12 protein-coding genes are annotated in these 13,538 nt (G+C 64.8%); 4 read left to right on the forward strand and 8 right to left on the reverse strand.

What is annotated here, in order from left to right:
• Positions 1-142 precede the first annotated feature (142 nt).
• The gene (locus MTBLM5_RS14965) at positions 143-1,729 is read right to left on the reverse strand and encodes a lysine--tRNA ligase (RefSeq protein ID WP_173976877.1); all 1,587 of its coding nucleotides are present in this window, start codon (positions 1,727-1,729) and stop codon (positions 143-145) included.
• A 115-nt stretch (positions 1,730-1,844) separates the two neighbouring features.
• On the opposite strand from MTBLM5_RS14965, the gene MTBLM5_RS14970 reads away from it, so the two are divergent.
• The 4 genes from MTBLM5_RS14970 (at position 1,845) to MTBLM5_RS14985 (ending at position 5,146) form a co-directional block, all read left to right on the forward strand.
• Positions 1,845-2,327: a YchJ family protein gene (locus tag MTBLM5_RS14970; protein ID WP_173976878.1), complete on the forward strand. Its 483-nt coding sequence runs from the start codon at positions 1,845-1,847 to the stop codon at positions 2,325-2,327.
• Positions 2,320-3,066 (forward strand): YkgJ family cysteine cluster protein, encoded by a 747-nt coding sequence (locus MTBLM5_RS14975; protein WP_173976879.1) that lies wholly within the window; start codon positions 2,320-2,322, stop codon positions 3,064-3,066. Before MTBLM5_RS14970 ends, MTBLM5_RS14975 begins: the two co-directional genes overlap by 8 nt.
• Positions 3,067-3,137: 71 nt before the next feature.
• Positions 3,138-4,391, forward strand: a complete 1,254-nt coding sequence (locus tag MTBLM5_RS14980) for an AAA family ATPase (RefSeq protein WP_173976880.1) — start codon at positions 3,138-3,140, stop codon at positions 4,389-4,391.
• Complete coding sequence (locus tag MTBLM5_RS14985) at positions 4,388-5,146, forward strand: hypothetical protein (RefSeq protein WP_173976881.1); 759 nt, start codon at positions 4,388-4,390, stop codon at positions 5,144-5,146. Before MTBLM5_RS14980 ends, MTBLM5_RS14985 begins: the two co-directional genes overlap by 4 nt.
• Here MTBLM5_RS14985 and MTBLM5_RS14990 read toward each other — a convergent pair.
• From MTBLM5_RS14990 to MTBLM5_RS15020, 7 genes are all read right to left on the reverse strand, one after another.
• The gene (locus MTBLM5_RS14990; protein WP_173976882.1) at positions 5,138-6,211 is read right to left on the reverse strand and encodes a site-specific DNA-methyltransferase; all 1,074 of its coding nucleotides are present in this window, start codon (positions 6,209-6,211) and stop codon (positions 5,138-5,140) included. The two genes, MTBLM5_RS14985 and MTBLM5_RS14990, sit on opposite strands and share 9 nt — an antisense overlap.
• A gap of 97 nt (positions 6,212-6,308) precedes the next feature.
• Complete coding sequence (locus MTBLM5_RS14995; protein ID WP_217425041.1) at positions 6,309-7,409, reverse strand: hypothetical protein; 1,101 nt, start codon at positions 7,407-7,409, stop codon at positions 6,309-6,311.
• Between the two features lie 69 nt (positions 7,410-7,478).
• Positions 7,479-9,863, reverse strand: coding sequence for an EAL domain-containing protein (locus MTBLM5_RS15000; RefSeq protein WP_254431079.1), 2,385 nt, complete (start codon positions 9,861-9,863; stop codon positions 7,479-7,481).
• 132 nt (positions 9,864-9,995) lie between these two features.
• Positions 9,996-10,598 (reverse strand): ribonuclease HII, encoded by a 603-nt coding sequence (locus MTBLM5_RS15005; RefSeq protein WP_173976885.1) that lies wholly within the window; start codon positions 10,596-10,598, stop codon positions 9,996-9,998.
• Positions 10,591-11,847, reverse strand: coding sequence for an iron transporter MagA (magA, locus tag MTBLM5_RS15010; protein WP_173976886.1), 1,257 nt, complete (start codon positions 11,845-11,847; stop codon positions 10,591-10,593). Before magA ends, MTBLM5_RS15005 begins: the two co-directional genes overlap by 8 nt.
• 36 nt (positions 11,848-11,883) lie before the next feature.
• Positions 11,884-13,089, reverse strand: a complete 1,206-nt coding sequence (locus MTBLM5_RS15015; RefSeq protein WP_173976887.1) for a nitrate/nitrite transporter — start codon at positions 13,087-13,089, stop codon at positions 11,884-11,886.
• 39 nt (positions 13,090-13,128) lie between these two features.
• Complete coding sequence (locus MTBLM5_RS15020; protein WP_173976888.1) at positions 13,129-13,446, reverse strand: hypothetical protein; 318 nt, start codon at positions 13,444-13,446, stop codon at positions 13,129-13,131.
• Positions 13,447-13,538 lie beyond the last annotated feature (92 nt).

Here is a 13,538-nt window from a genome sequence, read left to right on the forward strand (position 1 = left end):
GGGAAAAAGCGAAACGCCCGGATCGAGGGTTCGATCCGGGCGCAGGTGAGGCGGTGACGAAATCGCTTATAGCGCGGCTACGGCGAAGCCGTCAATCATGTTTTGTTCTGGTTGCCGGCGCGGAACCAAGCCGGCCGGCCGGTCAGCCCAGGGCTTCGCCCCGGGCCGCCTTGCTTAGCAGGGCGACGGTGTTGTCGATCCCGTAAAGCTTGATGAAGCTGCCCATGCGCGGGCCCTGGTCCTGGCCCAGAAGCACCTCGTAGCAGGCCTTGAACCATGCCTTCAGTTCCGGGAAGGCGTCGCGCTTGCCCACCGTGTAGACCGCGTTCTGGATGTCCTCGGCGCTGGCGTCGGCGGCCAGGGCCTTCAGGGCCGCCTCCAGGTCGGCGAAGGCGGCGGCCTCGTCGGCGGTGGCCAGGCGATAGGTCTTGGTCGGCTTGACGAAATCGCGGTAATAGGCGACGGCGCCATCGACCAGACGGTCGAGGATGGGCGCGGTGGCCGGGCTGGCGCCCGGGGCATAGCGCTGGATGAAGCCCCACAGCACCGCCTTGTCCTCGGAATTGCACACGCTCGCCAGGTTCAAGAGGATCGAGAAGGTGAGGTGGGTGTTCTCGTGCGGGGGCTGGCCGTCGTGGATGTGCCAGGCCGGGCTGTCCAGGCGCTTTTGCGTCTCGTCGGTCTCGAACTTGGCGAGATAGGTCAGCCAGTCATCGACCGAGCGCGGGATGACGTCGAAATAAAGCCGCTTGGCCGCCTTGGGCTTCTGGTACATGAACAGGGCCAGGCTTTCGTGGGGGGCGTATTTCAGCCAATCCTCGACCGCCAGACCGTTGCCCTTGGACTTGGAGATCTTCTGGCCCTGGTCGTCCAGGAACAGTTCGTAGGTCAGGTTCATCGGCGGCTTGCCGCCCAGGATGCGGCAGATCTTCGACGACAGCTCCAAGGACGGGATCAGGTCCTTGCCGCTCATCTCGTAATCGACGCCCAGCGCGGTCCAGCGCATGGCCCAATCGGCCTTCCACTGCATCTTGCAGGCGCCGCCGGTGACCGGAGTCTCGACCTTCTTGCCGTCTTCCCTTTGATAGACGATGGTGCCGGCGGCGACGTTTCGTTCGATCACCGGGACCTGCAGCACGATGCCGGTTTCCGGGCAGACCGGCAGGAAGGGGGAATAGGTCTTGCGCCGTTCCTCGCCCAGGGTCGGCAGCACGACGTTGATCACTTCGTCGTAATGGGCCAGCACCCTCAGCAGGGCGTCGTCGAAGCGGCCCGAACGGTACCAGTCGGTGGCCGACTGGAACTCGTAATCGAAGCCGAAGCGGTCCAGGAACGAGCGCAGCCGGGCATTGTTGTGATGCCCGAAGCTTTCATGGGTGCCGAACGGGTCGGGGATGGCGGTCAGCGGCTTGCCCAGGTGCGGATGGATCATGTCCTGGTTGGGGATGTTGTCGGGGACCTTGCGCAGGCCGTCCATGTCGTCGGAAAAGGCGAACAGGCGGGTGGGCAGGTCGGGCGCGATGACCTTCAGCGCGTTCCGGACCATGGTGGTGCGCACCACCTCGCCGAAGGTGCCGATATGGGGCAGGCCCGACGGGCCGTAGCCGGTCTCGAACAGCACATAGCCCTTGTCCGGGACGGTGCCTTTCAGGCGATCATCCAGCAGGGCGCGGGCCTCCTGGAACGGCCAGGCGGTGGACGAGCGGGCGAGCTGGGACAAGTCGGACATGGGCATGCATCCTGGTAAGAAGAACCCGAGAACCTAAGCTTGCCGCGCCGCAAGGTCAATGCGAAGGGCGCGCGGCGATGCTATCTTGGGGCCGAATTCGCACACGAGGATCACGATGACCACCTGCCCCTGCGGCCTGCCCAAGGCCTTCGACGAATGCTGCGGCCCGATCATCCAGGGCAGCTCGGCCGCGACGCCCGAGGCCCTGATGCGGGCCCGCTACACCGCCTTCGTCCGCCGTGACATGGATTTCCTTGCGCGGACCCTGGCGCCCGAGAAGCAGGCCGAGTTCGACAAGGCCGAAGTCGCCGCTTCATCCGAGGGGTTGAGCGGGCTGGGACTCGAGGTGCGCGCCACCTATGGCGGGGCCGAGGGCGACGATACCGGCGGCGTCGAGTACGTCGCCCGCTTCAAAGTCCGCGGCCAGGTCCACGCCCACCACGAACTGGCGAGCTTTCGGCGGGAAAATGGGTGCTGGCTTTATGCCGACGGCCAGATGAACCCGAAATCCTCGCCGGTCCAGGCGGCCAAGGTCGGCCGCAACGATCCGTGCCCGTGCGGGTCGGGCAAGAAGTACAAGAAGTGCTGCGGTGGCTGACCGGCATTTCGCCTGCACCGCCTGCGGCAAATGCTGCACCGGCCGGCTGGCGCTGACCATCCCAGACGCCCTGGCACATGCCGATTTGTTCCCGCTGGCGGTGTCCTTCAGCCCGGTCAAGCCGGGCGCCAAGGCCTTTGCCGCCACCAAGCGCTTGGGGGTGACCGTCGATCTGGGGCGCAAGAAGGAACTGGCGGTGCGCGTCACCCCGGTCGCCTTCATCCCGCCCGCCATGGAATGCCCGGCCTTGGGCAGCGACGGATTGTGCACCATCCACGCGACCAAGCCGCTACGCTGCAAGGCGATGCCGTTCCTGGCCTGGCGCGAAGAAGGCGACCAGGACCACTTGCTGGTGCCGCGCCCGGGCTGGGCGTGCGACGTGTCGGCGGCGGCTCCGTTGGTCTATGAAGGCAAGCGCATCGCCCAGCGCGAGGATTTCGAGGCGGAACTGGCGGCGATCCAGGCCGACGGGCCGGTGCTTCGCCGTTACGCGGAACAGATGCTGCCGATCACGCCGGGACTGCTGGACGGATTGGTCAAGCTGGCGGCCAAGCCGATGGGTGGCGACATGGTGCTGGGTTTCGCCACGCTTCTGAAGCGCCTGCCCGAGGTGGACAAGCAGGCGGTGGCGGCGGCGCAGGCGCCGGTGCTGGCCCAGTGGGCCGAGCGCACGCAAGGTGACGACCGGGCGCGGTTCCAGATGTTCGCCGCCGAGATGGGGCGGATGATCTCAGTTTAACCACTTCCTCGGGTTGGTGATTGCCTCTTCATGTGCTATTCCCAGAGTCGAACCCATCGGAATTGTCCCGTATGCTAGAGCGCATCAAAATACAACGGTTCAAATCGCTGAAGGGTGAAGAGCTTCACTTCGGGCGGGTGAATCTTTTCATCGGTGGCAATGGTGCCGGCAAGTCGAACATCTTGGAAGCAATCGGTCTGATCGCTGCGGCGCTCAATCGAGGAGTCCAAGATTCCGAGCTTTCGCGTAAAGGTGTGCGCCTGACGCCGCCCGCAATGATGAAATCTGCGTTCAAGAACTCCGATCTGCCGCCGACCTTGCGACTGGAAGCCGAGTTTACTGGTGAGGTTGAGTACGCGTTGGAGCTGTCGGCCAGTGATCGTCACACTGCCCTTGAGACCTTTTCGGAAAAGGGCAAGGTCGAAGGGCATCAGGTTTTCGGGCGCAGCAGGAACGGTCCAACCGTTATGGGGAAGAGGATTGCCCGCACTCTAGACCTTCATCGGAGCATCTGGGACCAGACCCGCAGCGCGTTTGATTTTCCGCGGCCCATGCAGGACGAGTTCGATGCCCTGTCGCGTTATGCGATATACGCGCCGCAAACTGAGTTCTTGCGTGAAACCCAGACCGGCATCGTCGAGTCGCCGCCGGTTGGATTGCATGGTGAGGGGCTTGGCGCGGCCGTCGATTCGTTGCTGGTACAATATCACGAAGGTAGCGTCCAAGCACGGGAGGCCATGAACCTTGTTTGGTTGCCTGGCTGGACGTCATCTGTCGGGGTTGAAGCGCTTAATGCTCGCCAGCGCTCGACTAAGGTCGTGCCCAATGCAGGTCGTAGTCTGTTTTTCACCGACAAATTCATGAATATGCGCCGGAACAAGTTGTCGGCCTATGATTCCAGTGAAGGCACGCTTTATCTTCTGTTTATTGCCGTCTTGCTGGGGCATTCCGAGGCGCCTCCGATCTTCGCGCTAGATAGCTTTGATAACGCCCTTAACCCGGCCCTGACCAAGAGTCTGATCAAGGCGGTGGTCGATGGTGCCAAGCGTAAGGTGGAGTCGGGGCTGGCCATCGGGCCGTCGCAGGTGTTCCTGACCAGTCATAATCCGACATCCTTGGATGCCTTCGACCTGTTCGACGACGACCAACGGGTTTTTGTGGTTCAGCGCAACGAGAAGGGCCATACGGTGGCCACCCGGCTTCAGCCTGCGTCGGGGATGTCTCGAGAAGACTGGGCTCGCGCTTTTGAAGGGCGCAAGCTCAGCCAGATGTGGATTGATGGCGATATTCGCGGTGCCCTGGGGGTACAGGCGCCTGCGCTATGAGCAAGACCAGATTGCGCATCGGGATCATCTGCGAGGGACCAACGGATTTCGTCGTGATTCGCGCCTTCGTCGGTGCCAGCCTGACGGCAGAGGGTGTAGACGCTGAGATCATCGACATCCAACCCGAGATGGATGGCAAGGCTGCCGGGGCTCATGCCGGCTGGGGCAATATCGAGCAGTGGCTATTGAGAAACCCACCGGACCGGCGGGTGAGGGAGTTTTTGCGTGGCGGGTTGTTCATGCATGATCTGCACGCCAAGGCGTGCGACGTCATGCTCATCCAGATGGACGCGGATATCCTTGATGAGCCCGGTTTTCAGACCAGAATGTTTCATGCGCATGGTATGACCGTAATCCCGCCCGCCGAACCGGCTGACCGCGGAGCTGTCGTGTGTAACATCCTCGCCCGTTGGGCCCGGTTGGACGCGTGCAGTGACGCAGACACCCGCCGTCATCTTCTGGTTCCTGCAGTGGAATCAACCGAAACCTGGTGTCTGGCCGCGTTTCGAGATCATCCTGACAATGTCGAACGATTGCGCGGAGACGAACTGAACCGGGCATTCATGGATGCGGTCTTGCTTTCCGAACGACGGCCGACGGGCATTGCGACTGAGATCGACAAAGATCCGAAGCGCCGCGAGAAGTTCTGTCGCCTCCACGCTCAGGGTCATGGGCGTTTGAGGCGGCAGTGCGGTCACTTCGACCAAGCTGTTGTGGCGCTCGTCAACCACAATGGGGCTGGCGAATCAGTGTAGCTCGGCCCGGATCTTCTGGCGCAGCACGTCGATGGGGACCAGGTCCTCGCCCTGGCGCAGGTGCCAGAAGGTCCAGCCGTTGCAGGCAGGCGCGTTCTGCACCAGGGCGCCGACCTTGTGGATCGAGCCGCGATGGTCGGCGCTGATCAAGGTGCCGTCGGCCCGGACCTTGGCGGTCAGGGTGTCCTTGCCGTTGCCGTAAAGAATGGTGCCGGGCTCCAGCAGGCCGCGTTCGACCACCGTGCCGAACGGGATGCGCGGTTCCGACTTCTTCGACGGCGTCGCCAGCAACGACAATTCGCTGACGGCACGGGTTTTGGCGATGCGGTCCTTGGCGGCGGCGATATAATCGGGGTCGCGTTCCAGGCCGATGAAGTGACGCTTCAGCTTCTTGGCCACCGCGCCGGTGGTGCCGGTGCCGAAGAACGGGTCCAGCACCACGTCGCCCGGCTTGGTGGTCGCCATCAACACCCGGTACAGCAGCATCTCGGGCTTCTGGGTCGGATGGACCTTGGCCCCGTTATCCTTCAGCCGCTCCGAGCCAGTGCACAAAGGAATGGTCCAGTCCGACCGCATCTGCAGGTCGTCGTTCAGGGCCTTCATGGCGTCGTAATTGAAGGTGTAGCGGCTTTCCGCCGACTTGGCGCACCAGATCAACGTCTCGTGGGCGTTGGTGAAGCGGGTGCCGCGGAAATTGGGCATCGGGTTGGACTTGCGCCAGACGATGTCGTTCAGCATCCAGAAGCCCAGATCCTGCAGGGCGGCGCCGACCCGGAAGATGTTGTGATAGCTGCCGATCACCCACAAGGCGCCGTCATCCTTCAAGAGGCGGCGCGCGGCGGCCAGCCAGCGACGGGTGAAGTCGTCGTAATCCTTGAAACTGGCGAAGCGGTCCCAGTCGTCATCGACCCCGTCGACACGGCTGTTGTTGGGGCGCAGCAACTCGCCCCCCAGCTGCAGGTTGTAGGGCGGGTCGGCGAAAACCAGGTCCACCGATTTGGCGGGCAGGGCTTCCATCTGGGCGATGCAATCGCCCTCGAGGATGGTGTCGAGTGGCAGAGACATTCGGCCAATTTGAGTCAAATGGCAGAGTCTGTCAAGAACCCGTTGGAATCAATAAATAATTAAGATTTGCAGGGCGGCGGCCTGCCGGTTCCAGGCGTCACCCCTCTGGGACATGGGCTTTGGCCTCATAATAGTCTTGGCCTTGCGGCACTTCAGCCAGCACACTGCCTTGGGCGGTGCCATTCCATGTGGGTGGTTCTGGGAAGAGCACGGCCGTGGTCGGCTGGGTGAGGCGGGTGTACGCCGAGTCCACCACCCACTTTTTGTTCGACTTCTCCTGCTCGTCCGGTAACTTCGCTCTGCCGCGAACCGACCAGCCCACTTTGGCCAGAGGCACCCATTGAGCATCGGTCTCGTGGGCGCGATACATCAAATAGGCAACGAACATGTCGTCCAGGGTGAAAGACCTGATTTCGATCTTTTTCTCTCCTTGCTTCCAGTAGCGGACGAGGTAAATCGAGGGGCTGTCTTGCAGCGTCACGGAGCACGTGGTCCCCGGCAGAACGTCTCGCATCAGCGGCGCGATCGTCACCCCACTCAGGTCGTCCAGTCTGTTTCCGGCGAAATCGGCGATGTATTGAACAGTGCCGTTCGACAAATCGGCGTACCGCCGGCTGCTGGTGACGAGCTGGAGGATGCCGAAATCACCGGCGACGGTGCCGCTGTTGACGATATCGCCGAAGCCGATAGTCGATTGGGACCCGTTCTCCTTCTCGAAGGCAAGGTAGCCATTCACGACGACGGGGGGATAGACATTCCCGGTTAACTTCTTGAACTGGCTGGCGCGAACGGCGATGTCGCATCCAACCTTGACCGCCTCCTGGGCGTAGGCGGTGCAGCCGGTGCCGGTCATGGAAAACTGCCCCGGCCCTTCCGACACGGGTGAAAAAACGACCGGGTTGGCCGCGAGGTTGATGTCGGCGGTGAAGCTGCCGCGTTGAGTATTGTTGCACGAGGTGGTGTCAACGGTCCTCAGTCCGGTGATCGTGGAGTGGGTGTTGACTAGGTTTTGCCGGCACAGAATGCGGCCCCACTGGTCCGTAACTTCGATCTCCCCTTGGAGGCGAAGCCGCGAGCCGATGTTGACGGTTATGACCTCGTTGGTCGGGACGGCGGTGAAGCCGGAATCGCCTTGAACGAATTTCGCGAGAAGCATCGCCACCCCATCCAGTTGAGTTTGATGGCGTGAAGCTTTCAACCAAATTGTGCATGAGTCAAACTAATTCTCCTTTTGGGAGAGATTTCTGGCGACCCGAATCTCCAGAGATCAGTTTGACCGGGACGGTGCCGCCGCGTATTCACCCAGGAAGGCCAGCACATCGCCGCACGGCATGGGGCGAGCGATCAGGTATCCCTGGGCCTCGTCGCATTCCTGGTCGCGCAGGATCGAGCGCTGGCTGGTCATCTCGACGCCTTCCGCCACCACCGACAGGTCCAGGCTGTGGGCCAGGCCGACGATGGTCTGGACCAGCATGGTGTCGCGGCTGTCGGTGCCGATGTCGCGCACGAACGAGCGGTCGATCTTGACCGATCCGACCGGCAATTGCTTGAGGTAGGACAAGGACGAATAACCGGTGCCGAAATCGTCGATGGCCAGGCTGACCCCCAGGGCGGCCAGGCGCTCCAACGCCTCGATGCCGCCGCTGCCCAGTTCCATGGCGAAGCTTTCGGTGATTTCCAGGACGATCAGTTCGGCGGGGAAGCCGCTGGCATCGATGACGGAACGGATGGATTCGACCAGCTCGAGCGATTTCAGATCCAGGCTGGACAGGTTGACCGCCATGGTGACGCGGTGCCCGGCTTCCAGGCAGGCCTTGCCCATGGCGCAGGCCTGCTCCAGCACCAGCATGTCGATCTGGGTGATCAGGCCCAGTTCCTCGGCCAGCGGCACGAAATCGGCCGGCGAGATCAGGCCCAGTTCGGGATGCGGCCAGCGCACCAAAGCCTCGAAGCCGGCGACCGAGCCGTGCTTCAGCGATTGCTTGGGCTGGTAATAGACCTGGAAGACCCGGTCGGCGATGGCGGTGCGCAGGCCGGCTTCCAGTTCCAGCCGGCGTTCCTGACGTTGGGTCATGTCCGACGAATAGAAGCGGAAACGGCCCTTGCCCTCGGCCTTGGCCTGGTACATGGCGGTATCGGCGTGCTGCAGCAGGCTGGCGGCATCCTCGCCGTCGTCGGGATAGAAGCCGATGCCGATGCTGGCCCCGACGAAAATGTCGCGGCCGTTCAGCACGATGGGGGCTTGCAGCGCGTTCAACAGCTTCTCGGCGACCATCACCGCGTCCTCGGAATCGGCGACGCGTTCGAGAATCAGGGCGAATTCGTCGCCGCCCAGGCGCGACACCGTGTCGGCGCCGCGCACCGAGCTGCGCAGGCGCCGGGCCACTTCGACCAGCAATTCGTCGCCGGCACGGTGGCCCAGCGTGTCGTTGACCTTCTTGAACCCGTCCAGATCGACGAACAACACCGCCAGCTTGCGGTCGTCACGGGCGGCGAAGGCCAGGGCGTGGGTCAGGCGGTCGTGGAACAAGGCGCGGTTGGGCAGGTCGGTCAGCGGATCGAAATGGGCCAGGTGCTGGATATGCTTCTGGGCTTCCAACTGCTCGGTGATGTCGCGGAAGCTGGCGACGTAATGCCGGGGCTGTTTGGCGTCGGGCTCGGCGACGGCGGCGATGGTTTCCCAGGCGGCGAAGATGCTGCCGTCCTTGCGGCGGTTCATGATCTCGCCCTGCCAGCGGCCGTGTTCGTTCAATTCCTGCCACATGGCGGCATAGAAGCCATCGTCGTGGTGGTAGGACCGCAGCAGGTTGGCCTTGTGGCCGACCGCCTCGCTGGCATCGTAGCCGGTCAATTGGGTGAAGGCCGGGTTGACCCGCAAGATGGTGCCGTCGGCATTGGTGATGACCATCGCCTCCAAGGCGTTGCCGAACATCTGGGCGGCCAGCCTGGCCTCGGCGGCCGAGCGGGCCCGCTCGCCCAGTCGGCCGGCGGCGCGGCGCCCGCCCCAGCCGATTCCCAGCAGCCCGACCAGCCAGACACCGGAATGGGTCGCGGCGATGGCGCCGTGGGCGGCCGTCTCGGCGGCGGCGTAGGGGGCCATCGGTACCGACACGCTGACCGCGCCGCGCACCGACCCGTTGGGAAAGCCCAGATGGCCATGACACTTCTGGCAGCTTTCCTGCATGATCATCGGGCGGACCAGGCGCATGTACTGCTCGCCGTCGATGGCGCTGACCTCGACCACTTCCTGGGCCTGGCCCGTCGAGAAGCGGTTGATGGCCTCGGCCTCCCACGGATCGGCCTTGTTGTTGGGATTCAGATAGACGATCCCGACGATGCGGCCCTTGATGCCGTACAGGTGGCCGAAATCCTGCATCATCTCGCGCAGCATGTAGGCCGGGTTCATCAAGGTCAGCTTGCGGCCGTCGGTGGTCACCAGATCGCGGTCGGGCAGGTGGGCCATCCACGGGCTGGGCGGGGTCTTCTCGGTCGGCTCGACATAGACACCGCCATGTTCCGACGCCCACTGGCGGTAGGCCTGGTCCTTCTTGAAGGCATCGCGGGCGGTGTTCAGCGCCAGTTGCAGCGAGACTTCATGCTGGCGTTCGATATTCCACACCAGCGAGATGCCGGCGAGGAGGGTCCAGATCACGGCCAACAGGGCGGCATAGCGCCAAACCTGGCGCCGGGACGCGTGTTCTTGATTTTCCGACCGGTGCGGCATTCCTGCTTCGCTGCGAGTATCCCTATCTAGATATGGGATAGGGGAAAGCGGACCCCAAGTCTAGAACAACGCCTTTTGCGCCACCGGCGCGAAACTGGTGCGGTGATGCGGGGTTGGGCCCAGGCGGGCCAGGGCTTCCATGTGTTGGCGGGTGCCGTAGCCGGCATTCCTGTCCCAGCCGAAATCCGGATATTCAATGGCCAGTTGGGCCATGATGCGGTCGCGATGGACCTTGGCCACCACCGAGGCGGCCGCGATCGACAAGGACCGCGAATCGCCGCCAACCACGCATTGGACGGCGCAGGGCAGGGGCGGCGGCCGGTTGCCATCGACCAGGGCGGCCTCGACCGGGCGCCCCAAACCATCCAGGGCGCGGCGCATGGCCAGGAAGGTGGCCTGCAGGATGTTCAGGCGGTCGATCTCGGCGACCGACGCCAGGCCGATCCCGACGATACTGCTTTCCAGCACCAGGGCGGCCAGCACCTCGCGCTTGGCCGCCTTCAGCTTCTTGGAATCGTCCAACTCGGCGGTCAGCAGGGCGGGAATGGCGGCAGGCAGGATCACCGCCGCCGCCACCACCGGCCCGGCCAGCGGGCCGCGCCCGACCTCGTCGATGCCGCAGACGATGCCGCCCAGGGCTGTCTCCAGCGACAGATCAGGCATCGGACAGCTCCCGGGGGGACGGCCCCTTCGGCGGCGGCAGGGCGGCGCGGCCATAGACGGCGCCCAGCAGGGCCTTCAGGCTGCTGGCCTCGGCGACCCGGTGCAGACGCCGCATGGTGAACAGCCAGAAGGGCGACAGCGCCAGCGACAGCACCGCCACCGCCACCACCAGCTTGGTCTCGGCGCCGGTGATCAGCCGGTTGGCCTTGCCGACCTCGGCCAGCAGGAACGAGAACTCGCCGATCTGGGCCAGGGCGGCGCCGGCCAGCACGGCGGCGCCCCAATCCTGGCGGGTCAGGCGCAGCGCCGCGACGTTCAGCGCCGTCTTGAACAAGGTGACCATCAGCAGCAGCAGCAGCACGGTCCCCAGATTCTTCCAGATGAAGGCGAAGTCCAACAGCAGCCCGATGGACAGGAAGAACACCATCAACAGCACGTTGCCGACCGGCTCGGCGCTTTTCAGGATCGATTCCCGCTGCGACGAATTGCCGATCACCACCCCGGCCAGGAAGGCGCCATAGGCCGGCGACAGGTCCATCAGGCCGGACAGGGCGGCGGCGCCGAAGCACCAGGCCAGGGCGGTCAGCGGTCCCAGTTCGACATGGCGGGCCAGTCTTCCGGTGACCGGCAGGCGCAGGCGGCGGTTGACCAGCAGCCAGAACAAGGCGGCCAGGAAGGCCACCGAGAACACCACCTTGCCGGCGTCCAGCGGCGAGATTCCGGCCCGACTGACGCCGCCCAGCACCAGCATCATCGGCACCACGGCGATGTCCTGGGCGATCAGGATGCCGACGGTGACGCGGCCGACGGTGCTGTCGTCGTCGCCCGAGCTTTCCAGCATCTTGATGACCACCGCGGTCGACGACACCGCGACGGCGAAGCCCAGCACCAGCGCCAGGCCGAAGCTCCAGCCCAGCAGGGGGCGAAGCGCCAGGGCGGTGCCGACCGAGCCGGCGATCTGGACCAGGGTGACGAACAGGGCCACCTTCCAGCCCTGGATGAAACGGCGCAAATCCAGCTCGATGCCGACCACGAACAGCAGCATCAGCACCCCGAACTCGGCCAGGGTGGTGACCGCCTCGCGGTTGGCGACCAGGCCGGCCCCCGACGGGCCCAGCACCACGCCGGCCAGGATATAGCCGACGATGGCCGGCTGCTTCAGGCGCGCCATCACCACGCCGCACACCAGGGCGGCCAAGGCGACGATGGCGGTGGCGGTCAGCTCGGGATGGGCAAGTTGGTCGATCATGGCGAACTGGCTCTTAGCACGTTTCGGCCCCGTCGTTTAGTCGTGCTTCGTGGCAAGGATATGGCGGCGTGTCCATAAGATCAGTGGTCCCAGTCCCGCTACCAGTCCGACGCAAGCGAAGGCCAGCCCCCAGGCAAGGGTGCGGTCGGGGCCGGCGATATCCAGCACCAGGCCGAAGGCCAGCGGCCCCAGGAAGCCGCCGGTGAAGCCGATCAGCGAATGGACGGCGATGGTGGCGCCGCGCCGGCCGGGCTCGGCGATCAGCACGGCGCCGGTGGTCAGCGCCGCCGAATCCACCTGCACCAGCGCACTATAAAGAAGGATGGCCGCCACCAGCCAGGGATAGGGCAGGGGCGCCAGGAAGCCAAGCGCCAGCGCCATCACCGCCGAGGCGGCTCCGGCCACCGCGCAGGTGCGGGCGCGCTGGCCCCGGCTGGCCAGGCCGCCCCCCCAGATGCTGGCCGCCATCGCCGCCAGCGCCGACCAGGTGGCGATGGCGGTCGGCGAAGCCCAGGCCGAAGGCTGGGGCGCGGCACCCGCAAGGGCGAAGGTCAGGAACGCCACTTGCCAGCTGCGCAGGGCGAACAATTCCCAGGTATGGGCGAAATAGGCCAGGACATAGCCCATCACCGCGCGATTGGCGAAGACCGGGCGGAAATCCAGCAGCGCCCCGGGGATGGCGGGGGCCTGGGCGGGTGTCACCCTGTTCAGGCCCAGCCCGACCAGACCAAGGGCGGCCAGCGCCGCCAGGCCGGACAATCCATAGGCAACGCGCCAGCCCCACAGCTCGGCCACGGCGCCAACCGCCAGGAACGAGGCCGAGGTCCCCAGCGAGAAGCTGGCGGTGTACCAGCTGATCCAGGCGGTCTGGCGCGGGCCGCCGGTTCGATCGACCAAGGCGCGCAGGCCGGGCATATAGGTGCCGGCCAATCCGGCCCCGCCCATCAGGCGCAAGGCCAGGCCGGTCCAGAAGCCGCCGGGCAGAAGGGCGAAGCCCATGCAGGACAGGGCCGCCAACAGCGCCCCGATCATGTAGATGCGTTTGGCGTCGATGCGGTCGGTCGATGCGGTCAAGACCGGCACCGCGATGGCGTAGCCGGCGAAATGGATGCCGGCGATCCAACCGGCCTGGGTGGCGGTCAGGCCCCACTGGGCCGAGAACGTCGGCAGCAGGGCCGGGAAGGCGAACACCCCCAGCATGGTCAGCACTTCGGCAAGGCACAAGGTCAGGACGGGCCGCATGGCGCAGCTTAGCGCAAAATCACCCCTTGGGGCAGCAGGTCATACCGGGTGCAGCACCAACCGTCCCTGCTCCAACTCGCCGAGGTCCAGCGACTGCATCCTTGTGCGCCGGCCAGCGATTTCAAGCCAAAGCCGGCCGTCAGGGTCCAGCCACCAACGACCCGCGACTTGATCGGTGCCGTCGGTGGCGGCGATCTCGTCGGCGACCAGGTCGCCGCCGGCCAGCAATTCCAGCCCCTGCCGCCCACGGGACGGCGGGAACGGGAAATCCTCGCGGCGGAAAACCCGGTCGCCGCCGAGATCCTCCTCGTGGGAATGTCGCCAGCGGCCGACAAGCAAGGGGGCAGGCAACGACATCGGCTTCTTCCTGTTGCCGCCCCCAGCCCGTCAGGCCAGTCGGCTTTTGTTGGTCAGAATCCACATGGTCCCGGTGCCGGGGCGATACAACG

Source organism: Magnetospirillum sp. LM-5 (assembly GCF_902729445.1).
Lineage (GTDB): Bacteria > Pseudomonadota > Alphaproteobacteria > Rhodospirillales > Magnetospirillaceae > Magnetospirillum.